This is a genomic window from Bacteroidota bacterium (assembly GCA_017303905.1).
Classification (GTDB): domain Bacteria; phylum Bacteroidota; class Bacteroidia; order B-17B0; family Aurantibacillaceae; genus JAHEYG01.
The window spans coordinates 155320-177884 of sequence record JAFLBH010000001.1; the positions used below are offsets into that span (position 1 = coordinate 155320).

The 22565-nt window shown below is 37.0% G+C and carries 23 protein-coding genes and 1 tRNA gene; 8 read left to right on the plus strand and 16 right to left on the minus strand.

Annotation, left to right across the window (positions count from 1 at the left end; genetic code table 11):
* Positions 1–38: 38 nt before the first annotated feature.
* From gldM to J0L69_00700, 4 genes are all read right to left on the minus strand, one after another.
* On the minus strand, positions 39–1718 hold the full coding sequence (gldM, locus tag J0L69_00685; protein MBN8691674.1) for a gliding motility protein GldM: 1680 nt from the start codon (positions 1716–1718) through the stop codon (positions 39–41).
* 106 nt (positions 1719–1824) lie between these two features.
* Positions 1825–2914, minus strand: a protein-coding gene (gene prfB / locus J0L69_00690; GenBank protein MBN8691675.1) for a peptide chain release factor 2 whose coding sequence is annotated in 2 segments (ribosomal slippage) — positions 1825–2850 and positions 2852–2914 — 1089 coding nt in all. Because the reading frame shifts where the segments join, the coding sequence is not laid out codon by codon here.
* A gap of 21 nt (positions 2915–2935) precedes the next feature.
* Positions 2936–3772, minus strand: coding sequence for an HTTM domain-containing protein (locus J0L69_00695; protein MBN8691676.1), 837 nt, complete (start codon positions 3770–3772; stop codon positions 2936–2938).
* Complete coding sequence (locus J0L69_00700; GenBank protein ID MBN8691677.1) at positions 3765–4097, minus strand: hypothetical protein; 333 nt, start codon at positions 4095–4097, stop codon at positions 3765–3767. The genes J0L69_00695 and J0L69_00700 overlap by 8 nt, the downstream gene beginning before the upstream one ends.
* 218 nt (positions 4098–4315) lie before the next feature.
* On the opposite strand from J0L69_00700, the gene J0L69_00705 reads away from it, so the two are divergent.
* Positions 4316–6454: a DPP IV N-terminal domain-containing protein gene (locus J0L69_00705; GenBank protein MBN8691678.1), complete on the plus strand. Its 2139-nt coding sequence runs from the start codon at positions 4316–4318 to the stop codon at positions 6452–6454.
* Positions 6454–6903: a hypothetical protein gene (locus J0L69_00710; protein ID MBN8691679.1), complete on the plus strand. Its 450-nt coding sequence runs from the start codon at positions 6454–6456 to the stop codon at positions 6901–6903. Before J0L69_00705 ends, J0L69_00710 begins: the two co-directional genes overlap by 1 nt.
* Here the strand turns inward: J0L69_00710 and J0L69_00715 are convergent.
* Positions 6900–7289 (minus strand): hypothetical protein, encoded by a 390-nt coding sequence (locus tag J0L69_00715; GenBank protein MBN8691680.1) that lies wholly within the window; start codon positions 7287–7289, stop codon positions 6900–6902. The two genes, J0L69_00710 and J0L69_00715, sit on opposite strands and share 4 nt — an antisense overlap.
* Positions 7290–7292: 3 nt before the next feature.
* Entirely contained in the window at positions 7293–8723 is a 1431-nt protein-coding gene (pyk, locus tag J0L69_00720; protein ID MBN8691681.1) for a pyruvate kinase, read from the minus strand.
* A 70-nt stretch (positions 8724–8793) separates the two neighbouring features.
* Between pyk and trmB the strand changes: the two genes are divergently transcribed.
* The 5 genes from trmB to J0L69_00745 all read left to right on the plus strand — a co-directional run bounded on the left by trmB (position 8794) and on the right by J0L69_00745 (position 12812).
* Positions 8794–9462: a tRNA (guanosine(46)-N7)-methyltransferase TrmB gene (gene trmB, locus J0L69_00725; protein MBN8691682.1), complete on the plus strand. Its 669-nt coding sequence runs from the start codon at positions 8794–8796 to the stop codon at positions 9460–9462.
* Complete coding sequence (locus J0L69_00730) at positions 9462–9806, plus strand: hypothetical protein (GenBank protein ID MBN8691683.1); 345 nt, start codon at positions 9462–9464, stop codon at positions 9804–9806. Before trmB ends, J0L69_00730 begins: the two co-directional genes overlap by 1 nt.
* Positions 9807–9979: 173 nt before the next feature.
* Complete coding sequence (locus tag J0L69_00735) at positions 9980–11359, plus strand: tryptophanase (protein ID MBN8691684.1); 1380 nt, start codon at positions 9980–9982, stop codon at positions 11357–11359.
* A gap of 36 nt (positions 11360–11395) precedes the next feature.
* Complete coding sequence (locus J0L69_00740) at positions 11396–12481, plus strand: glycosyltransferase family 4 protein (protein ID MBN8691685.1); 1086 nt, start codon at positions 11396–11398, stop codon at positions 12479–12481.
* Complete coding sequence (locus J0L69_00745; protein ID MBN8691686.1) at positions 12474–12812, plus strand: DUF1801 domain-containing protein; 339 nt, start codon at positions 12474–12476, stop codon at positions 12810–12812. The genes J0L69_00740 and J0L69_00745 overlap by 8 nt, the downstream gene beginning before the upstream one ends.
* Here J0L69_00745 and J0L69_00750 read toward each other — a convergent pair.
* Positions 12809–13870, minus strand: coding sequence for an agmatinase family protein (locus tag J0L69_00750; protein MBN8691687.1), 1062 nt, complete (start codon positions 13868–13870; stop codon positions 12809–12811). The two genes, J0L69_00745 and J0L69_00750, sit on opposite strands and share 4 nt — an antisense overlap.
* An 81-nt stretch (positions 13871–13951) precedes the next feature.
* On the minus strand, positions 13952–14599 hold the full coding sequence (gene pdxH / locus J0L69_00755) for a pyridoxamine 5'-phosphate oxidase (GenBank protein ID MBN8691688.1): 648 nt from the start codon (positions 14597–14599) through the stop codon (positions 13952–13954).
* Between the two features lie 92 nt (positions 14600–14691).
* On the opposite strand from pdxH, the gene J0L69_00760 reads away from it, so the two are divergent.
* A complete protein-coding gene (locus tag J0L69_00760) occupies positions 14692–15231 on the plus strand; it encodes a YqgE/AlgH family protein (protein ID MBN8691689.1) in 540 nt (179 codons plus the stop codon).
* A gap of 237 nt (positions 15232–15468) precedes the next feature.
* On the opposite strand, the gene J0L69_00765 is transcribed toward J0L69_00760, so the two are convergent.
* The 8 genes from J0L69_00765 to J0L69_00800 form a co-directional block, all read right to left on the minus strand.
* A tRNA-Leu gene (locus tag J0L69_00765) sits at positions 15469–15550 on the minus strand.
* 63 nt (positions 15551–15613) lie between these two features.
* Positions 15614–16042, minus strand: coding sequence for a GNAT family N-acetyltransferase (locus J0L69_00770; protein MBN8691690.1), 429 nt, complete (start codon positions 16040–16042; stop codon positions 15614–15616).
* Complete coding sequence (locus tag J0L69_00775) at positions 16042–18153, minus strand: T9SS type A sorting domain-containing protein (protein MBN8691691.1); 2112 nt, start codon at positions 18151–18153, stop codon at positions 16042–16044. Before J0L69_00775 ends, J0L69_00770 begins: the two co-directional genes overlap by 1 nt.
* A gap of 1 nt (position 18154) precedes the next feature.
* The gene (locus J0L69_00780; GenBank protein ID MBN8691692.1) at positions 18155–18502 is read right to left on the minus strand and encodes a cupin domain-containing protein; all 348 of its coding nucleotides are present in this window, start codon (positions 18500–18502) and stop codon (positions 18155–18157) included.
* Between the two features lie 58 nt (positions 18503–18560).
* Positions 18561–21107: a tetratricopeptide repeat protein gene (locus J0L69_00785; protein ID MBN8691693.1), complete on the minus strand. Its 2547-nt coding sequence runs from the start codon at positions 21105–21107 to the stop codon at positions 18561–18563.
* 116 nt (positions 21108–21223) lie between these two features.
* Entirely contained in the window at positions 21224–21439 is a 216-nt protein-coding gene (locus tag J0L69_00790; protein ID MBN8691694.1) for a hypothetical protein, read from the minus strand.
* Position 21440: 1 nt separating this feature from the next.
* Positions 21441–21842 carry a hypothetical protein gene (locus J0L69_00795; protein MBN8691695.1) on the minus strand — a complete coding sequence of 134 codons (402 nt, stop codon included), beginning with the start codon at positions 21840–21842 and terminating at the stop codon, positions 21441–21443.
* 10 nt (positions 21843–21852) lie between these two features.
* Positions 21853–22437 (minus strand): RNA polymerase sigma factor, encoded by a 585-nt coding sequence (locus J0L69_00800; protein ID MBN8691696.1) that lies wholly within the window; start codon positions 22435–22437, stop codon positions 21853–21855.
* Between the last annotated feature and the right edge of the window lie 128 nt (positions 22438–22565).

Sequence of the window (22565 nt, forward strand, 5' to 3'; positions counted from 1 at the left end):
CCGGTAGAAATTTGTGATATAAACTTTTAAAAGATCTTCTAGCCTTTTAACCTGATAGTTACGTTTGACAATGGCACTTCCTTTTGAGTGGGGTCCATGGCAATTATATCCTCAATAAATATTTTACTCCCTGATTTTAACTTGCCAATGGCTTTTTTAGCATCTTCAGATAGATTATTTCCGGCGCACTTAAATTCATTAATAGTACCATTATTCAATACACTTACAACAAACGACTTCACTTTAAATTTGGCATTTAAATCAAAACCCGGAATATCGGCTGCAATTGCAACCAGCGAAGTCGCTTCTAATTTTTTCATATCGAATGTTCCAAACACATATTTACCGTTAATTTTTACAAATGGTACAGGCAAGGATTTGATTCGGAATTTCGAAGGCGCGCCTTGTGATTTAAGAGAACCATCGGCTTCCTTTGAATAAACTGCAACTTCACATGTGCCCGTTGTAACAGGTGTAATAGTGTACTTGCCATTTCCTGCTGGAATTAATGGCGCTGTATTCCCGTTCATTTTTGCAACTAAATTGGTGGGCGCCACACCGGCTGCACTGATAGTAATAGGATTCGATAAACCTGCATATAACACATTCATATTGTCGGCGGAAACAGCAGCTGCAGGAGCGGCTACCATATAATTTTCTTCGAATGGAAAATATTCAATTTCACCCTTTCCATTTTTAAATTTTATTACTCCGGATAAATTTTGTTGTCCTTGTCCGCTTGTTTTTAAATCCACTTTTCCCATGCCTCCAACTAAAGGCAATGGTGTACCCGGCTCAATCAAACTTTTTGTTACAGGATCATACTTTGCGCCCATTAATATTTGCATATTATCATCTTTAAAATCGCTGGAAGAAGCAGACAAAATAATATCTGCGGTAAAATTTTCACCACTTCTGATGTACTTTGATGGTGCCACGACTTTAGCGGCAAACTTATCAAACTTCACGACTAGTTTACCGGAAGCCGCTGCCAGTTGATTAATCATTTCCGTTTCTACATTCTTAATATCGGATTGAATTTTACTAAGATTTGTAACAACCGCTGCTAAAGGCAAATGGTAAAAATTTTGAATCTCCCAGGTTACTTTAATATCGTCCTCCATTTCATTGGTGTCAACCGGCTTAATAATTCCGATTTTTGTTTTAAGCGCTTCGTAATCTTTTTTTGGGAGAAGTGTAGATTTGTTTTTATTCATTCCTTCTATTAACGCCAATAATTCTGAATGCAAATGGCTTAGTTTCCCTCTGAGTTCTTTTGCGGAAAATGCACCCTCACTTGGCTTTGTTTCATCCGAACCAATCAATTGATACGTTGGAATGTCGTAATCATCCATTTTCTCAACAAAGCGCAATCGCATTGTATCCGCGATATTCTTATCTACTTTCTCGGTGACTTCAATTAATTTTTTCTTCATTTCCTCGATGTAAGCGATAACTGCAGCGGTTTTCTTTTGACTTTCAATAGCTTTTTCATAATAAGCTTTTGCTGATTTATTTTGTTTTGCTGCTTCTTCAAATGCACTCAACATTTGTTCGTTGCTAAGTTGCATGGATTGGTTTGTTTTTTCCAGACTTTCGTTTACTGTAACAAAACCTTTTAAAATGTCTTTGGAAACATTTAGCGCTAACAAACAGGTTAACACTAAATACATCATGCCAATCATTTTCTGACGTGGGGATTCTTTTGCGCCGGCCATGGTAATAAAATTTAGGGGTTATGCCCTATATAATGGGTCAGCAAAATAAAATGTTACAGACTGTAACTATATTTTTTTTGTACGTTATTAAAAAGGAATAGTGCGTTTACTTACTACCGTATTGCATCAGATAAGCCTTTATCAACTCATCCAATTCCCCATCCAGCACTGATTCTGCATCTGTAATCTTCAATTCAGTTCGCACATCATTCACCATTTTGTAAGGATGTAAAACATAAGAACGAATTTGAGAACCCCATTCAATCTTCATTTTACCCTCTTCGATAGCGGCTTTCGATTCATTGCGCTTACGCATTTCCAATTCATACAACTGTGATTTCAACATCTGCATAGCGCGTTCACGGTTTGCTAATTGAGAACGCTCAACCTGACATACAACAACAATTCCCGTAGGCTTATGTAATATCTGAACTTTGGTCTCTACTTTATTTACGTTTTGTCCACCCGCGCCACCACTTCTCGCCGTGCTCATTTCAATATCATTCGGATGAATATTTATTTCGATGCTATCATCCACTACAGGATAAACATATACGGAAGCAAATGAAGTATGGCGTTTTGCATTAGAATCAAACGGACTGATACGCACCAAACGATGTACACCATTCTCCCCTTTCAAATAGCCATAGGCGAAATCACCGTCTATTTGAATGGAAACAGATTTAATCCCTGCCACATCACCTTCATTATAATCCAATTGAGTGATTTTGTAACCATGCTTTTCAGCCCACATTGCGTACATGCGTAACAACATACTAGCCCAATCACAACTTTCAGTTCCACCGGCACCGGCGTTAATTTGAAGCACACAACTTAATGCGTCTTCTTCTCCGCGCAACATATTCTTAAATTCAATGTTCTCTAATAATTTTAAAGCCGCGTTAAATTGCGCTTGAGTTTCCTCTTCCGTAGCGTCGCCCGATTTATAGAATTCATACAGCGTATTAGTATCGTCTACTGCACGCGTTAATTCATCGTACGAACTTGTCCAGTTCTTTTTGAGTTTTGTTTCCTTTAAAATCTGTTCGGCTTTCTTTGGATCATTCCAGAAATTGGGATCCGCAGCTTTTTCTTCGAGTTCTTCTATCTCTCGTAATTTACGATCGTAGTCAAAGATACCCCCTTAAGGCACCATGGCGATCATTCAGGTCTTTTAATTGGTCGGATGTAAACATGAGGCGAAGATAGTAATAATATCAAGATGTAAAAACTCTTTGTTCTTTTGAATCAAACGGCACATAAAAAATCGCGTACGCAATTATCATTACCAACCCAAAAGTCGGTAAACCCATTGCTATTCCAATAAAAGCGTGTTGAATGATTCCCAATAATAAAAACCACTTTTTGATTTTTTGATTCCACACCAAAATTGAGAATAGAAGCTGATAAGCAAGAACCGTATAATTCAGAAATACACCTAAACCACCTAAACCACTATAATAAATAGGCAAACTGTAATCATGAATCATTAATGAATCGTTAATTGCATCGCCGCTCATCCAATCTGCATCCAGTATTTTGGCAAAGCCCGCATAAAAATAAACGATGCACAACTGGATTCGCAATGCGAGTACACCCGTATTATGCAAGGCTTTATCCCAATCGGCGTTAACACGTTCTGAACTCAGGAAAGCTGCAAAAAATAAAAAATGCTGAAACAAAATATCCCCACCGGTGAGCGTGGAAAACACCTTATTATGGATGTTAGTTATACTAAACCATAGAATGAAAAATAAGATTCTTTTGAATTTACTTCCGAATAAAATCAAGATCGCACACGCGCAACTAATAATTATAAATGCCAGAGACAAATTATCCGACAAAGAATTATAGAGTAAGAATGCCGGTCTGCGCCACAGCGACAAATCCACTTGTCGATAATACACCAGAGAGTTTTCGCTAAAAAGAAGTGTGAAGTTAAATAGCCAATACACAGATTTATACAATATATACAGAGCTAAAAGACGTTGCGTCCACTTAGCTTCGTTGATTGCTCTGTAATCCCCGAATAAATATGTGATTACTTTATTCAATTACTCCTTTATAATAATGTGCAAAATTTACTTCGCTGTTTGCATATTTAATTTGAATAATGATATCCATGCCTTCCGGCCATTTTTTATTTTGTGATATTAAATAACCATTTATAATTTTCTTTACCACCTCAAAATTTATATTTGATCTATCATTTGGCATTATTCCTGATTTCTCTTCCTTTATTGCTGAAGAATAAAATCGTAGTGCGCTAGACAAAGCCAGTAAAGTGGCTTCATTTCCCCCAAATCGATTCGCTTGATGTTTTGAGTTTATAACGTAAATAATATCTTTCCAGTCTTCACCTTTAATCTTAACATACACATTAAAATTTTGCGTTGGAACCGGGACAAACATACTCCAGTTTTGATGAAAATAGGGATAGATGTAGGGAAAGACATAAAACTTCAACCTATGTTCCTCCTTGCCCGGAAACGCATAGGCTAAAACCGCTATAAAATGCAAAAATAAATAGCCGATTAGCAAGGATGAGATAACTATTTTATACTTACCTTTAATGCTCTAATTTAAACTTAAAAATTATGATAAAAAAGGCATTTACTCTGCTTTTCGCAATCCTCAGTTTCAATTTTACAGTTGCGCAAAACAAGTTGCTTACCATTCAGGACGCAGTTTTAAAAGGCCGCTCTGTACTTGCGCCTAAGCGTTTACAAAATTTACAATTTGTAACCGGTGCCGATAAATTCAGTTATATCGATAATAATGTACTCAAAATTGGAGATAATGCTTCCGCTAAAATTTCAGATTTAGTGAGTGCTGGTGAATTAAATAAACTTTTTAAAGCGGCCGGTAAAGACACCTTAAAAGGACTTGGCTTTATTGAATGGAAAAACGCGAATGAACTTTTTATTAATAACGGTAAGTCGGAGTTTATTTACAACACTTCCTCTAAATCTATCAGTGAATCAACTCGTAAAAATGAAAATAAAAGTTTAGAATCCTATGACGCATTTAATGAGGAAACTTTTGCTTTTACCAAAGAAAATAATCTGTTTATTAATGTAAAAGGGAAAGAAGTTCAGATAACAAACGACGGCTCTTACAACATTGTTTATGGAAAGTCTGTACACCGTGATGAGTTTGGAATTCATAAAGGAACTTATTGGAGTCCAAAAGGAAATTACCTCGCCTTTTACCGTATGGACCAAACAGATGTTACGGATTACCCTATCATTGACTGGACAACATATCCTGCTGAGAATAAAAACATGAAATACCCAATGGCGGGCAACAAAAGTCATTATGTAACGGTTGGTATTTATGAAATTTCTACCGGCAAAACCTGGTACATTAAAAATGGCGGTCCGCGTGATCAATATTATACCAATATTGCATGGAGTCCGAATGAGAAAAATATTTATGTAGCGCTATTGAACCGCGAACAAAATGACATGTGGCTTAATGAGTACGATGTTACAAGTGGTGATTTTATAAAATCCCTTTTTAATGAGAAGGATGAAAAATATACAGAACCATTACACCCCATGTTTTTTATTGGAGATGGCAAGCAATTCATCTGGATGAGCCGCAGGGATGGTTACCGTCATGCTTATCTTTATAGTATCGATGGAAAATTAATTAAACAATTAACAAAAGGTAAGTGGGAAATAAAAGATGTTTCCGGATTTGACGAAAAATTTACACGCTTCTTTTTCCACGCTAACGAGCAAGGGCCAATCAATCAGGATTTCTATAGTGTAGAAATTGCCAGTGGAAAATTAAACCGATTAACCAGTGGCGACGGTTTCCATGGCGCGATGATAGACAAAAAAGGAAATTACATTATTGATAATTTTACTTCTTGCTATACACCACGTGAGTATTATGTTGTAAATACAAAATCAAAAAAAGCAGTTAACATATTCAAAGCAGATAATCCATTGAAAGATTACAAAACCGGTAAATGGAATTTATTTACGATCAAAAACAAGGAAGGCACTGATTTATATTGCCGCATCTTCAAACCGGTTGATTTTGACAGCACGAAAAAATATCCGGTGCTGGTTTATCTTTATAACGGTCCGCACTCACAGTTGGTTACTAATTCCTGGATGGCGGGAGGTGAAGTATGGTATCAATACATGGCGCAAAAAGGATATATCGTATTTACCTTAGACGGACGAGGTACTTCTTATCGTGGAAAAGATTTTGAACAGGCCATATTCCGTCAGTTGGGAACCAAAGAAATGGAAGACCAACTAAAAGGCGTAGACTATTTAAAATCTCTGCCTTATGTTGATGCAAATCGTTTAGGTGTACATGGCTGGAGCTATGGCGGTTTTATGACAACGAGCTTGATGACACGAAAACCAGGTGTGTTTAAAGTTGGTGCTGCCGGCGGACCCGTAATTGATTGGAGTTATTATGAAATTATGTACGGAGAACGTTATATGGATACTCCAGAAGAAAATAAAGATGGCTATGAGAAAAATAATCTGTTAAATTATGTCGATAATTTGAAAGGAAAATTATTAATGATTCACGGCGCTCAAGATAATGTGGTTGTTTGGCAACACAGTATCTTATATCAGAAAAAAGCAGTGGATAAAGGTGTACAGTTGGATTATTATGTTTATCCGGGACATGAACATAATGTGTTAGGGAAAGATCGCGCGCATTTAATGGAAAAAATATGTAATTATTTTATTGAAAATTTATAATGCGAAAACTTTTATCCATACTTCTCTTTTGCATGAGCCTATTTGGTGTTAGTCAAACGACTGCTGATAAAGTTATGGATTTTGCCAAAAAGAATATGGGTAAAAAAATAGATCGAGGCGAATGCTGGGACTTAGCCAACGCCGCATTAAATAATGCCAATGCCCAATGGGAATCTCCGTTTAACTTTGGCGACAAATTAGATTACAAAAAACTAGGATTAAAGCCCGGTGATGTTTTACAATTTACAAACGTGAAATTCATTTTTCCGAATGGCTCTGCGTCATTTCCAAAACACACCGCCATCGTTTATGCTGCAAACAAAAACAAAGTAACGATGATTCATCAAAACTTCAACAATAAAAGATATGTTGATACACTGACTGTAGATTTTGATAAAATCAAAAACGGAAAAATTGAAGCATTTCGTCCTAAAGCTAAAATCAATTAAATTGATTTTAGCCAATGAAGCGCTTTTTCCTTTGAGTTAAATAGTTTGGACGGTCGCTTTTTATTTACGATTCCCAAATAAAAATTACCTAAAATTCTTTGAGCCAAGGAATCAATCACAATAGCGTCCGCTATTGTATAACGATGTGCCTCATCCGTTTTCATATATTGAGTAGCTTCAGATGTCATGGATGAATATTCTCCGGCAATAATAAGATTCTTGAACATCTTCCCCCCACCTAATTTGCCGGCTGTTAAAACCATTTCCTTAACATCCGTTAAGTCTACCTCACAACCCTCCTTAACGGCAAATTCAATAATATCCTCACCAATCAAACTTACTCGGCAAGTTTTTAGATCCCTGGTAATTGCTTTTTCTTTCAGCATGCATTAAATAATATAACTTAGCTTCATCATATTCGTACGGCCACGTTCTTTCATTGGCATACTGGCAATGTTTACTACTAAATCATCACTCTTAACAAAGCCTTCACGCTTGATATAATCTTTCAAATCTGAAATAGTTTGATCAGTACTTTCATACTTATCATAGTAATATCCGCGTACGCCCCACACTAAACTTAACGTTGTAAGTAAAGAAAGATTATCTGTAAAAATTAAAATGTTTGCTTTAGGGCGGTGACTCGCTAATTTAAAAGCTGTATAACCACTATTCGTCATACTAATAATAGCTTTTACACCCGCATGATGCGCTAAGGAACAAGCGTTAAAACAAATGGTATCAGTAATAAAAGTAATTGTTTTTCCTTCCGGCGCATGTTCGCGATAATAGATACTATCTAAAGCCTCTACTTGAGTTATAACACGGCGCATAATTTCAATCACTTTCACAGGATATTTTCCTACTGAAGTTTCTGCGCTCAACATAACAGCATCCGCTCCATCCATTACCGCATTAGCAACGTCGTTAACCTCTGCACGTGTTGGTGTATAACTGGTAATCATACTTTCCATCATTTGGGTTGCAATAATTACCGGCTTAGAAGCTTGTATACATTTCTGTACGATCATCTTTTGCAAAAGTGGCACTTGCTCCATTGGTAATTCAACACCTAAATCTCCACGCGCTACCATGATTCCATCCGTTACATCAATGATGTTATCAATTTCACGTATAGCTTCCGGTTTTTCAATCTTCGCAATAACACGAGAGCGCTTGCCCTTATTACGAATGATGTCTTTTAAATCAACTATGTCGGTAACCGAACGAACGAAGGATAAACCAATCCAATCAAAATCCAACTCCAATGCCACTTCCAAATCACGAATATCCTTTATGGTTAAACAAGGTAAAGAGATTTTTGTATTCGGAAGATTAACACCTTTCTTTGATGACAAGTCGCCGCCCACTAAAATCGTGCAGCGTACTTCATCTTTTCCATTTGTATCGTTTACCTTTAAATGAATTTTACCGTCATCAATCAATACGGTTTCACCCACTTTCACATCCTGTGGAAACTGCGGATAGGTGATGTAAATTTTATGCTCATCGCCTTCACACTCCTTTGTTGTAATAACAATCTCTTTGCCTTGGATAAGCGTCGCTTTATTATCTTTCATGACGCCAATACGAAGCTTAGGGCCTTGCAAGTCACCCAAAATACCCACGTGACGAGAAAGTTTCTTATTTAACTCACGTATATTTTGCACCGTCTTTTTAATGGCTTCATAGTCACCATGCGAAAAGTTGATGCGACAAATGTCGAGTCCTTCTAAAAACATTTGTTCTAAAACAGCAATGTCTTGCGTAGCCGGACCCATGGTAGCTACAATTTTGGTTTTATTGAAAAAAGCGCTCATAATAAAGCCCTAATTTACTAAATAGATTGCAACATTAATTTAACTTTGCATTATTTAATTGATATATCCAATGCCTGGTAAACTAGAAAAATTTGCCGATTTTAACTGCTTTAAGAACTGCTTTACTCTGTATTTTGAGAATATTAAGGAAGGTTTATCTCTAAAAGGCAAATGGCATTCAGAATATTTCAAAAATCAAAACCCTATTGTTCTAGAGCTGGGCTGTGGCAAGGGCGAATACTCGGTTGGTCTTGCCAAAAATAATCCGGACAAAAATTACATTGGCGTTGACATAAAAGGTAACCGCATTTGGACAGGAGCCAAAGAGGCATTAGACAACAACCTTTCAAACGTTGCTTTTGTTCGCACACGCATCGACTTTATTGAACATTGTTTTGAACCGGGAGAAGTAAGTGAAATTTGGATTACATTTCCGGATCCACAACCGCAAAAAACGCGCGAACGTAAACGCTTAACTAATATGAGATTTATTGAACGTTATCGGAAATTTTTAAAACCAGGTGGACTGGTTCATTTGAAAACCGATAGCACAAGTTTGTACGAATATACCATGGAGGTGATTAAAGAAAATAATCTAAAAATTTTGTTTCACACTAATAACCTCTATGAGAATTGTCCGGCCGATAGAAAAGAACTTACTGAAATAAAAACACACTACGAAAAATTATTTACGGCAAGAGGAGAAGACATTAAATACATTTGTTATCAAATTAATTAATGAATAAAAGCAGATATAAAAATTTACCGCATCGCGCACATTATTTAAATCGCGTAGTTAAAAATATAATCGCCGCCATGGTAATTTTAATCGCTTCTCTGTTGATTGGAATAGCCGGCTACATGTATTATTTTGATTTGAATTGGATTGATGCTTTATTGAATTCAAGTATGATCTTAACAGGAATGGGGCCGGTAGATACAGCTAGAACAGATGGTGCTAAAATTTTCGCTTCGTTTTATGCCATCTATAGCGGCGTGGCGTTTTTAACCAGTGTGGCCGTTATTTTTGCACCGGTATTACACCGCTTTTTACATCGTTTCCATCTCGACACAGAAGAATAACTGACCATTATCATTTTATTTATTACTCAAAAAACACAACTTTGTAGTGTTGTGAAAATTTACACGCATCAATACGTAATGCCTATCAGGAATAAAATCATTATTCCGCCTTTCTGATGTTTATCTGCATCATTAACTAATTTTTTATTTTACTCACCTTAATTCTATAAGCTATGGAAGGCTTTAAAACTATATTTGAACCATTCAAAATAAAAATGGTAGAACCAATTGACGTAACTACCAAAGAACAACGCGAACTTTATTTAAAAGAAGCGCATTTCAATCCATTCTTACTTCATTCCGACAAGGTGATGATTGATTTTCTTACAGATTCAGGAACCTCAGCCATGAGTTCAAATCAATGGGCAGGAATGATGAATGGTGATGAATCGTACGCAGGTGCCCGCAGCTGGATAAAAATGCGTGATGCCATAAAAAATTTAACCGGACATGAGCACGTGTTACCAACTCATCAAGGCCGGGCAGCTGAACGTATCTTGTATGGCTACCTTGGCGGAAAAGGAAAAACATTTATCAGCAATACGCACTTTGACACAACGCGCGCCAATATTGAATTTTCGGGTGCAGAAGCTATTGATATTGTTATTGAAGAAGGAAAACGTCCCGATGTATATCATTCTTTCAAAGGAAACATGGATGTTGTAAAACTAGATCAGCTCATTCGTGAAAAAGGCGCGGCGAATATTGGAGGAGTGATACTCACCGTTACCAATAACAGTGGTGGGGGGCAACCCGTAAGCATGGAAAACGCTAAGTCGGTGGCGGAAATTTGCAAGAAGCACAAGGTATATTTTTTCCTGGATTGTTGTCGCGTTGCCGAAAACGCCTACTTCATAAAACACCGTGAAGAAGGTTATCAAAATAAAACTTACAAAGAAATTGCACAGGAAATGTTTGCCCTCACAGATGGATCCGTGATGAGTGCAAAAAAAGATGCGCTCGTAAATATGGGTGGATTTTTATCCCTAAAGAATGAAGAATTGGCAAATGCCTGCAAAAATCTTTTAATCATAACAGAAGGCTTTGCTACTTATGGAGGTTTATCCGGACGAGATATGGAGGCCATTGCGATTGGTTTGGAAGAAGTATTTGATGAGGATTATTTGCATTACAGAATAAGAAGCACCGCCTTTTTGGGAGAGCGCTTAAAAAATATGGGTGTGCCGGTTATGTGGCCAATTGGCGGACATGCAGTATACATTGATGCAAAAGCTTTGTATCCAAACATTCCGGTAAATCAATATCCGGGACAAGCATTAGTTTGTGAATTGTACCGCTTAGGTGGAATACGCTGTGTGGAGATCGGCTCTGTCATGTTTGGGAAGTACGATGAGAATGGGAAGTTGATTCCTTCACCAATGGAATTAGTGCGTTTAGCGATTCCGCGCCGCGTATACACACAAAGTCATATTGAATTTGTAATTGAAGTTTTTGAAAAAGTGTTGCAAAACAAACATAATGCCCGCGGATTAAAAATAGTTGAAGAGCCTCAATTCTTGAGACACTTTACCTGTAAATTTCAGGAATTGTAATTATTAAAATAAGGTGCTAAATAGTATATTTGTTTAGTGCCTAAAGTTTTGGTCATATCTGATCACCGACGGTATCGCTCACCTAGTCAGCGTTACCGTTATGAGCAATACATTTCCTATTTGGAAACAAAGGGATTTGAATTTACTTTTTCTCCTGTAATTAATGAAAATGATGATGAAACCTTTTACGGAAAAGGTAAAATAGTTTCAAAAGCATTCATTACACTTAAATCTTTTTTTATCCGATTTAAAGATTGGATGAGATACAATCAATTTGATATTATATTTATTCAGCGTGAAGCTTTATTTGTAGGTTCAACATTTTTCGAACGTAAAGCATTTCGCAGTAAAGCAAAAGTGATTTTTGATTTCGATGACAGTATTTGGTTAATGGACACTTCTCCTGAAAATAAAAAGTTTGAATTCCTCAAAAATCCGGACAAAACCAAAACTAATATTAAAAATGCGCATTTAGTAATTGCCGGTAATTCTTATTTAGCGAACTATAGTCTACAATTTAATTCGAATACAATTATTATTCCAACTACTGTTGATTGCAACCTGCATAAACCGATGCCTGAATTAAGAGGCGAGGAAACTATTGTTATAGGCTGGAGCGGAAGTATCAGTACCGTAAAGCATTTTGAAGCTTTTGTACCTACACTAAAAAAACTGAAAACTAAATACGGAAATAAAATAAGATTCAAATTATTAGGAGAGCCGAATTACATCAACGGCGAACTTGACATTAAAGGTGAACAATGGACAGTCGATTCAGAAGTGATTGAGTTAAACAAAATGGATATCGGTATAATGCCATTGCCTAATGACAAGTGGGCCAACGGTAAATGCGGATTGAAAGGGTTAACTTATATGGCTTGTGGTGTAGCTACAGTAATAAGTCCGGTTGGTGTGAACAAAGAAATTATTGAGCACGGCAAAAACGGATTTCTTGCCGATTCGGAAGAAGAATGGTTAAACTGCTTATCCTTATTAATTGAAGATAAAGCTCTAAGAAATAAACTAGGAGAAGAAGGTAGAAAAACTGTATTAGAAAAGTATTCGGTAGAAGCAAATAAAGAAAAATATTTAAAAGTATTTCAATCGGTGTTAGATGCTTAACCCACTCGAAAATTATTTTTTACAGCAACCTGAACCCTTACAAGGGTGCATGCTCTATCTGCGTGATTGGCTTAAAGCACAAGGCTTAGAGGAAGTTTACAAATTTTCGACTACATTTTATCTCTATAAAGGCAAAATGTTTTGTTACATGAGTGTTCGCGCCAAAGACAAACAATTTTATTTGGGATTTGTGAAGGGTTATAAAATGAAACACCCTTCTTTAAAAAAAGAAGGGCGTAAACAAATTAAAGTATTTTATATAAATCCTTCTGAAGATGTGCCCTTAAAAGACTTAAAGCAAATACTGTCAGAAGCGAAAAAATTATACTAAGCCTTTTTTCCGTTACTTAAAGCCACCAAATTTGCGATACGGTATAACAAACGCGCTGCCACATTTTCATTCCAATCATTTCCGCGTGCAGGCGCAACTTCGTTAATATCGAACGCAATGATTCGCTTTCCGGATTTAACCACTTTCTCAATTAAGAACAGAACCTGCTCTGCTTCCATTCCTCCTGCAACCGGAGTTCCTGTATTCGGACATAATTTTGGATCCAAAGCATCAATATCAAAACTCAAATAAATCTTATCCGGCAATTCCTTTACAATACGATTACACACTCTGTCCCAAGAATCACCACGGTACATGGCGTGCTTCATATCACGATCAAAAAATGTAACTACACGTCCTTTTTCATTCTTTATTACATCTAATTCTTCCTGACAAAAGTCGCGAATGCCTACTTGAATTAATTTATTAACTTCTTTAATTTTTAATGCATTGTACATGATGGAGGCATGCGAGAATTCAAAACCCTCATAGGCAATTCTCAAATCGGCATGCGCGTCTAATTGTAATACGCCAAATTTTCCAAACTTATCCGCTAAAGCCTGCATCATGCCTAATGGTGTTGAATGATCGCCACCAATTAAACCCACAATTTTCTTTTGATTGAGAAAATGTGTCACGCGTTCTTTTACGGTTTTATTCAACCATAAACAACCTTCCTTAATTTCCTTGGCCGATTTTTGATGCGTTTTGTTCTTACTGATATCTTTACCGGATGCCATTGCATCAATCATAGCCTCTGCTTTCTTGCGAAGCGTAGTGCTTTTTGTACGAATGGTTTTATTTTCCTTATCCATTCCTATGCCTAACTTCCACGCATCTTTTATATTCGGATCATACAAGTCTACTTGATAAGAAGCTTCGTGAATAGCTTTTGGTCCGTTTACCGTTCCTCCTCCGTAACTAACGGTTACCTCCCAAGGTACAGGAATTAATACTGTTTCGCATTCTTCTATCGTAAATGGTAAGCCAAACATGCCGGCAGTTGTATCGCCGATACTGTTCGGATCGAATGATTTTATTTTTTGTTCTTTTGTCATAATATTTTTATTCAACGGTTATTTCTCGACTTCGCTCGAAATGACAATTATATTTAAAAGTCAGACTGAGCGACGTTTATGTTAAGGTGCTAATCTAGAAATTTTCCAGAGATTATTTTCTTTGGTATAAATAATTCGGTCGTGCAAACGGCTTTTTCGTCCTTGCCAGAATTCATAATAATCTGCAGTCAAAACCCAACCGCCCCAAAAATCAGGACGAGGAACTTCTTTGCCTTCAAATTTCTTGGTGTATTCTGCTACTAAATTCTCCAGCTCTTCTCGTGATTTTAGCTCTGAGCTTTGATTAGAGCTCCATGAACCAATTTTAGATTCGCGCGGACGGTTATTAAAATAATTATCACTGAAAGAAGAATCGCATTTTACAACCTTACCTTCAATTCGGATTTGCCTTTCTAAATCCGGCCAAAAGAAACTCAAACTCACGTTTGGATTCGTTTCCATATTTTTTGCCTTACGGGAATTATAGTTTCCGTAAAACCAAAATTGATTATTCTCAAACTCGCGCAAATACACAATGCGCGATGCCGGTTTATTTTCCGGTGAAATCGTACACAAAGTCATAGCCTGTACTTCCGAAACTTTCGACTCAACAGCTTGTCCGAGCCATAATTCAAATTGCTTGAAGGGATCGGGATTCACCTCCGATTCCAAAAGATGACCCTTTACAAAGTCCTCTCTCAATTTTTTTATTTCGTCACGTAAACTCATAAAAATAGTTTTATCAAAGGTACATTTATTGATGTAATCTTTTTGTGAATAATATCATTTCGAACCGAATTTATTTTAATTAATTTAGCAGTATGCAGGGTGATTTTTTAATAGCGCATCCCATGTTGCAAGACGGCTATTTTAAGCGTGCCGTTATTTATCTTACTGAAGATAATGAAGAGGGGTCACTTGGATTTGTTTTAAATTTTAAAACAGACATGATGCTTCGTGATGTATTTCCTCATATTAAAAATGGCAATTTTCCTATTTACGAAGGCGGACCGGTTTCAAAAAATCAATTGTATTACATACACAATTTAGGCAACGACCTAAGCGAAAGCATAAAAATAAATGATGGTTTATATTGGGGCGGTAATTTTTTTGAATTAGCTCATATGATCGATCACGGAAAGGTAAAAACCCATAATGTTCGTTTTTTTGTAGGCTATGCTGGTTGGACTCCCGGACAATTAAAAGAAGAGCTCATTCAAAAAGCATGGTTTATTGGAGAAGCGGATAATTATACCGTTTTAAATAATAATCCTAAAAATTTATGGGGTGATGAATTAGGAAAAATTAAAGAGTCTTATAAAGTATTTTCAGACATTGCCTTTGACCCCAATCTGAATTAATTCATTCTGTTTTCTGTAAACTTCAAGTGCCTTAATATAAAAAAACCCGACAATGTCGGGTTTTCTTTTATCTGTGCGGATGAAGGGATTGCCCTGAGGCCGTCCCTGTTTCATGCAAGATTGCAAATGAAAACCCTATTGCTACGCAACAGCTTTTTTGTTTCTTCGACGCTTTGAAGTAAACTTCACGCGTCTCATAAACAAAAAACCCGACGATGTCGGGTTTTCATTTATCTGTGCGGATGAAGGGACTCGAACCCCCACGCCTCGCGGCGCCAGATCCTAAGTCTGGTGCGGCTACCAATTACGCCACATCCGCATCTTTGTACTCTTAGGAGGACTGCAAATGTAACAATTTTTTTAAAATGGATGCAAAAAAAGCTTATTTGAGCCACATGGCCACATAGGCCTCCGGCACCGGTAAAGATCCTGTGCAGTAGTTCACTTTAGCTACAATTTCCTTTGGGTATTGACGCACCTGTTCGAAACCCAAACGCTTAAAATAGTCCGGAATAATCGTTACAGCATAAAGCGGTTTCGAACTTTTTTCCTTCAAGGCTTGTGAAATTTGAGTGCCAACGCCCTTATAACGGTAATCTTGAACAACCCCCAAAGAACATAATTCCTGACACGTTTCGTAGGTTCTTAGGCGACCGAAACCTATCAGTTCAGCCCCCGTTTTAGCCACAATAAATTGAGAAGCATTTAAGTCATTATTGTCTAATTGCATTTCCTCAATTAACTTGACAACGCTCGTAAAATCATCATCGCTACAACTACTAAGTTTATAATTGCTGATGGTATGGGGCATTATTTTACCAGAATTAATTTTTGAGTGCGGCTACTTTCTCCGTCACTTAACTGAATGAAATAGGAGCCGTTTTCTAGTCCGTAAAGATTAAGTTGAAGTAAGCCAAATCGCATATTGGTTGAACTTGTATAAACCTCCTTACCCGTAATGTCGATGATTTTAATTTTAACCTCATTTCTAAAACTTCCTTCCGGAATTAAAACATGTGTTAAGCCTGAAGAAGGATTTGGATACAATTGAAAATTAGCTTGAGATTTGAGTTCTTTTACCGAAACCATTTCACTACCGATTGTAATCTTTTCCTGGAAACAATTTAAAACTGTACGTTTATTTTTATTGACATCGTATTCGGTAACAAAAGCAACAATGTACATGTTATCCGGATTATATCGGAATACGCCACCTGCCGCTAAAGGAACTGTATACGTATAGGCTTTGCCGAACGCTTGATTTTGTGTACCGCCATTTACAGGAATAATTCCTGCTGCGCCAAATGAACCATCTAAAGCTGTATCCAAAACATTTTGATGTTTGTATTCGTAAGCTTTAAGAACATATCCGCCGGCAGAAGCCAAATAATATCCTTTTTGATAATAAGGCGAGAAAGGAACATTGTACATAAAACTTAACTGATTCCAGCCATTGTAGGTGGTATCACTTCCTAATCCGAATACATTGTTTTCAGTAATGTAAGCATTGATTCTATAGTCGCCCTTTACCTCTGCATTAAAACTAGCCTGCACACTAAAAGTTAATTCACGCGTACCTGAATTATAGGATTTATTAAGTATTCCAACTGAAACAGGAACAATGGCTGCTTTACGTTGATTAATTCTTGTAGCATAGGCAGCCCTTTCAACAGGAACAGAAGAAATATCTTTAAAATAATTTCTATCAATGATTGCTGTCGTTGTTTTCCTTCTGTAAGCAGAAATGACACCTGCAGCCGATGCGTTTTTTAACGAATCGCCGTCATGAATATTAACCGCAATAACACTGTTTGATGCAAGTGCCGCCAGCTTATCTTGTCCATCCGGGCTATATCCATCAAACGCACTTAAAAACTGCTCTGCCAATACGTTTTTTGTAGGGGCAGTCGTCATGATGCTTAATGAGGTATATAATGTATCATTAGTATTGTTTTGATCAGCGTTAACTCCATTAATGTAATTCACCCATATTTTCATTGGATAATACCCCGGAGTTGAAATGTTGTAAGGCACATTAAATGTAAAATCATTGCTGCCGTAAATCGGGATGATTTGTGCTAAACCAAAAGCTTGCTGATAATTAGAAAGGCCTTGAATTTGATAATTCAATGAAACTGAATTGATACTTACTTTTCCCTTATTCGTGATTCTGCATGTAATATTCCCATTTGTGTTTATTGTATTATAACGGTACACGCCTAACCCCTCTGAAATTTCAGCATCATAATCGTTTGCTACATTCTCAACTTTAATATTATCTAACCATAACTGATACATGTTTTGAGAGGTATTTTTAAATGCCACACGAATGTTTTGTCCGGCATACTGACTTAAAGAAATACCGCGCTTAGTCCAAACATTCTTTTCTCCTGCTCCGGCGGTATTACCATCTGCCAGGTAAAATACACGATCACTTAATAAAAAACTATTTGCATTTAAAGTTCCCGTTGTGTTGGTGGTAACATATACTTCGTATCCCTCAGGAAAATTTGCATCTGGCGACATAGCTTCCCATGATAAAACAGAGCTGGAAGTAATGTTATTTATTACCGGGGTAACAACAAATCGCTTAACTGCAACCGAAGTATCCAACCAGGATGTACTTACCAAAAAAGTATCGTTCTCAATATTGTTATAAAGCACGGCCCAACCGGTTGTTTTTAGTGAAGCCACGTTAAACGGACGATTAGGACTATTAGCTGTTCCAATATTGTTTTTATATCCATCATCAATTAACGTGTAAGCGGAGGCAGTCGTATATGTGGTAGAAATAGTTTTGCTTCCTATTACCTGCACATCGTTTTGCAAGCTCAACGTACTAAAGTCGTCAGAATATAAAACTTGTGCCTTTAAGAAAACGAAAGGCGTTAATAGGAGCAGATAGATAAATTTAAATTTCATGTTATTCAATCATTACACGGTCTTTCCCGTCAAAATAAGGAGCCTGAATGCTTAATACTTTCAATGCTTCCTTTGAGTTTACTTTTACAGAATGAGGTGTGTTTTTGGGGATAAAAACAACATCACCCTTTTTAATTTCAATTTGTTTATCGCCCAACTTCATGGTGCCGTTTCCGGCTAACACAACCACATGTTCTGAGTGGTTAAGATGTTTGTGCAGTTTAACTTCTTTTTTTATTACAATCACAAAAGAAGAAGCTAAACTATCTCCAAAAAGCGGCGAGTTGTAAATATTGTCACTAACGGTCTTAAGCCCTACTGTATCGGTGTTCAAATAATTTTGAGCCATTATTCGATCAACACATCCCCACCCGGCCAATACAAGTATTACAAAAAACCTCAACATCCTAATTCTTCACAGGTACAGCCGATGCGACAGGAGCCTCTCCTAACATTTGCGGTGTAATGTTTTTCATTAACTGCAATGAATTGGCGTGATTAGGATTTAACTTTAAAGCTTCCTGTAAGCACTCTTTCGATTTGCGATACTGCCCTAAATTAAAATAAGCACCACCTAAGTTGTACCATCCTTCCGGATTATAACGGTCAAGCACCACTGCCTTGTTTAACTCGTAAGCCGCGCTGTCTGAACGTCCGCGCTGCGCTTTTTGATAACCGCGTTGTAATAACTCATTATAATATACAATGTAGTAGTTCTTTAAATAAGGATTGTTAGGATATAAACGCTCTGCATGTTTCCAGAAGTAAAGCGCTTCACGATCGCGTTTTAATTTGTAATACGCCAATCCTAAATTTAAATATCCGTTTACGTAACGAGGGTGTAAGCTGGTTGCGTGTTTCAAATAGCTAATCCCTTTATACAAACTACGCTGACGCATTGTTAAATTTTGTTCCTTAAATTTCTTCTCCTCGTAAGGAAGTATAATTTTCTTTTTGTTTACTCCACTCACAAATTCACTGTCATTCACAACGAAATCCAACATTTCATCTTTATAAGTACTAAATGGGAGATTCGCTTCTTCGCCCGGTTTTTTATTAAACCATTTGGTATCTGCTAAGTCGATCCAACGCGCACCGGCGTTACCTAACACCAATACAGAGTTTGGCATTGTATTCGCATCTTTGATAAACAAGGTGATATCACTCTTCCAGTCCCAGTTACGCTCCCAAGCTTTGCAACCATACAAGAACACAACGGCAGCAAGGAATCCAATCAAGGCTGTTTTGCGAATACTAATGCTGATGTTTTGTGCTTTTTCCAATCCTTGCAAGATGAGCCAAGCCAGGAAAATACAGAAACCTATGGACGAGTGGAACATCAAACGTTCACCCATGGTTGCACCAATATCCATTAGAATGTTACCAATCATTAATAAGAAGGCAATGTAAACTGCAATTGCAAAACCTAATACATGCTTCTTAATAATTAAACGATACGCCGCATACACTAAACCTAAATGTAAAATAATTGACACAATAAAATCCCAGTCGGTAAAATGACGGTAAGCAATCGTGTTATAAGAATAATCAGAAGATAAAGGGTGTGGGAACCACATTAATGTGAAATACTTTAATAGTACATAAGCCTTCGTACAAAAACGTTCTTGTCCGTCGGCTAATAAATATGGATTATTTAAGATTTCAGTATCAGGTACGCCCGGCTTTAATTTTACAGCCACTAAACGCATTGCCAAATAGAATAACGTAACAAAATAATACCAGCTCATTAAAGTATGGAAGTTCTTCTGACCATTCGTTTTTCCGACAAAGAAAATCCCTACACCTGCATATAAGAATGGGAATAACCAGAAACTTTTATCCGGCTTATCACCCGGTTTAGCATGAATGTCGAAGTTATACTTGATGTATAACATAATCACTGCCGATACCATGAAAATAAAAAACACAACGAATATATTTTTGTATTCCTTGTATGTTTTATAGAAAAAATAAGCTCCGCCACCTGCAACAACTAAACCAACAATACGCGCAATGTTAGCTGTATTCGGACTCATGCCCGAAGCTTTCATCGCAATGATACCTCCCATGCCTACTGCCCCAAATCCTGCTAATGGCTCTAAGAATTTTTGTAAATCGAAATCGTTCTTAGTGAAAATATAAACGGCAATTGGAATTAATCCCAGTAATACTAACGCATACTCTTTTGAGAGTAAGGCTAACAAGAACATGAAACAAGCCCAGAACAATGTAACAGGCTTTTTATCTTCGAGATATCTGAATGAATATAAGAAAGTGAGCGAGATGAAAATTAAAGAGAAAATTTCGTCGCGACTTTTTACGTTAGCAATAGCCTCTGTATGCATTGGGTGTGTCAGGAAGATTAAAGCCGATAAAAACGCCATATCCAGATTATCACGAAACATGTAATTTCTGAAAACCAAATACAAGAATATACAACCTAAAACATAGGTCCACATATTGTTAAAGTGGCGCATGAAGGCACCCTTCACCTGGCAATCTACTTCGTTAAATACACCATCAGCATTTAAATCTTCTTCCGGATCATCCACATTGTTTTTATTCAAATCCCAACACCGCTGAGGGTACAATCCGTCTTTTGGATAAGCACCGATAAATTGTTGTTCAATAGCAAAACTCACTACTGATAAAGGACGATAACGACCACCCGCTAATTGATCGGTAGCGTTCATACGACGGTAGAAGCTTTCGTAAGCGTCTTTAGTTAAAATATCTTTTATCCCCTTAAAACCTTTGATTACGTGATCATTTTGATGGATGATAATCCCGTCATCGAGTGCATACTCGTTATACAAAGAGGTGCTATAGAAAATCAGACCAATTAAAGCGAGAACTATAATAGGTTGCTTTTGATTAAGAAAAGGGAAAAACTTAAATGTGTTTTTAAGTTCTTTAAATTGAGGCTGTTTACTTGCTGTACTTTGCTTTGCCATATGCTTGTTTTAAAACGAATTACAAATATAATTAATTAAAGAAAACTACCTAAATAAGGGAGTAATTTAAGCCCCTGCTTACCTTGCTGATAATGAGGGTATAAATAACAATTACCTTATTTGTATTCAAATATGTAGGTGTTAGTGTGCTGTGAACCTGTTGCCATTACTCGCCAAGGCTCTTCTAGCAAACTATCCACCAAGATTTGCAGCGAATCAGAGGTTCGGTTGGCAATTTTATCCATGTGAGCTCTGCTTTCAGTAGGTTTTCCGCAGGCTAATAATGCAAATGTTAAAACAATACCTGCATTAGAAATCAAATTTATTTTCATGCTAATTTTTCGCTACAAATGTGATGATACTGGTTAATACCGTTGAGCTTTTTACCGATGACTCATTAAGGGTATGCTGGGTAAGTCCGGCTAAAACTGTTGAACTGTTAATAGACGAATTAGCGGGATAGGTTTTCTCCCCCAATGTTCTTTCGGGAGAATACTTTTGCCGCGAATAATAAAGCACCATTATTGTGATAAGTAAAGCGGCGAAGGCAGCTTGATAAACTGATATTTCCATTCGGAAGAAACCTGAAAACATTTGATTGCTATTCGAAGCTAGAGGCTTTCTCTTAGCTATTTTTTCGCGTGCAGCGTTTACCAATTCAAAATTTGGCTCCGGCATTTCCGAGAGCTCTTCTTCAAAATGATGTTTAAATAACTGATTCATATTTTCCTTCATAATCATCTGTTTATGGTTTAAAATGTTGTAGTTTTTCTTCCAGTATTTTTACCGTATAATGCAAGCGCGATTTAACGCTTCCTTCGGGGCAATTCTGTATTTGCGCGATTTCCTGAATACTTCTGTCTTCCTGATACCGCAATATAAATGCTTCCTTTCGCTCGGGAGCTAATTCATCCAGCACCTGATCCAAAGCCTGCCTGAACGTAAATCCATCCAATTTTTGCGCGGCGAATTTTGTTTCAAAATCATCCGATATACAGGCAGTATACGCCAGTTCATGCTTACTGTTGCGAACCACTTCCTCGTGACGGTAAACGTTTTTACAATAATTAGAAGCGATACTAAAAATCCATGTTTTAAAAGAACGGGAGCCATCAAAACTATCAGGCCTTTCCGCGATTTTCATGAATGTATCCTGAAGCGCATCCTCCGCAATTGATTTATCGTAATTCAGCATTCGCATAAAATAACTTAATAAGCGTTTACCATATCTCTTATAGATTTCGTCAAACGCAAGGGTTTCTCCATGGCATATATGCAGCATGAGCTCTTCATCACTTAAGTCGGAAAACTTATTCTTTTTAAACAGCATATAATTTTAAGCGGCCATTTTGCAAGCTTATTTAACAGCCTGTACACCTAACCCGCCTTCCGGTTCAAAAATTATGCTGAGTATTCTTAAAAAATGTGAAACTAGTCGGAAATGAGTCGACCGCTGCT

What these genes read in the sequence shown, in the direction of transcription:
- gldM (MBN8691674.1), bottom strand. Translation starts at nt 1,718, where the DNA reads ATGGCCGGCGCAAAAGAATCCCCACGTCAGAAAATGATTGGCATGATG.
- J0L69_00705 (MBN8691678.1), top strand. Translation starts at nt 4,316, where the DNA reads ATGATAAAAAAGGCATTTACTCTGCTTTTCGCAATCCTCAGTTTCAAT.
- J0L69_00710 (MBN8691679.1), top strand. Translation starts at nt 6,454, where the DNA reads ATGCGAAAACTTTTATCCATACTTCTCTTTTGCATGAGCCTATTTGGT.
- J0L69_00715 (MBN8691680.1), bottom strand. Translation starts at nt 7,289, where the DNA reads ATGCTGAAAGAAAAAGCAATTACCAGGGATCTAAAAACTTGCCGAGTA.
- pyk (MBN8691681.1), bottom strand. Translation starts at nt 8,723, where the DNA reads ATGAGCGCTTTTTTCAATAAAACCAAAATTGTAGCTACCATGGGTCCG.
- trmB (MBN8691682.1), top strand. Translation starts at nt 8,794, where the DNA reads ATGCCTGGTAAACTAGAAAAATTTGCCGATTTTAACTGCTTTAAGAAC.
- J0L69_00730 (MBN8691683.1), top strand. Translation starts at nt 9,462, where the DNA reads ATGAATAAAAGCAGATATAAAAATTTACCGCATCGCGCACATTATTTA.
- J0L69_00735 (MBN8691684.1), top strand. Translation starts at nt 9,980, where the DNA reads ATGGAAGGCTTTAAAACTATATTTGAACCATTCAAAATAAAAATGGTA.
- J0L69_00745 (MBN8691686.1), top strand. Translation starts at nt 12,474, where the DNA reads ATGCTTAACCCACTCGAAAATTATTTTTTACAGCAACCTGAACCCTTA.
- J0L69_00750 (MBN8691687.1), bottom strand. Translation starts at nt 13,870, where the DNA reads ATGACAAAAGAACAAAAAATAAAATCATTCGATCCGAACAGTATCGGC.
- pdxH (MBN8691688.1), bottom strand. Translation starts at nt 14,599, where the DNA reads ATGAGTTTACGTGACGAAATAAAAAAATTGAGAGAGGACTTTGTAAAG.
- J0L69_00760 (MBN8691689.1), top strand. Translation starts at nt 14,692, where the DNA reads ATGCAGGGTGATTTTTTAATAGCGCATCCCATGTTGCAAGACGGCTAT.
- J0L69_00770 (MBN8691690.1), bottom strand. Translation starts at nt 16,042, where the DNA reads ATGCCCCATACCATCAGCAATTATAAACTTAGTAGTTGTAGCGATGAT.
- J0L69_00775 (MBN8691691.1), bottom strand. Translation starts at nt 18,153, where the DNA reads ATGAAATTTAAATTTATCTATCTGCTCCTATTAACGCCTTTCGTTTTC.
- J0L69_00780 (MBN8691692.1), bottom strand. Translation starts at nt 18,502, where the DNA reads ATGGCTCAAAATTATTTGAACACCGATACAGTAGGGCTTAAGACCGTT.
- J0L69_00785 (MBN8691693.1), bottom strand. Translation starts at nt 21,107, where the DNA reads ATGGCAAAGCAAAGTACAGCAAGTAAACAGCCTCAATTTAAAGAACTT.
- J0L69_00790 (MBN8691694.1), bottom strand. Translation starts at nt 21,439, where the DNA reads ATGAAAATAAATTTGATTTCTAATGCAGGTATTGTTTTAACATTTGCA.
- J0L69_00795 (MBN8691695.1), bottom strand. Translation starts at nt 21,842, where the DNA reads ATGAAGGAAAATATGAATCAGTTATTTAAACATCATTTTGAAGAAGAG.
- J0L69_00800 (MBN8691696.1), bottom strand. Translation starts at nt 22,437, where the DNA reads ATGCTGTTTAAAAAGAATAAGTTTTCCGACTTAAGTGATGAAGAGCTC.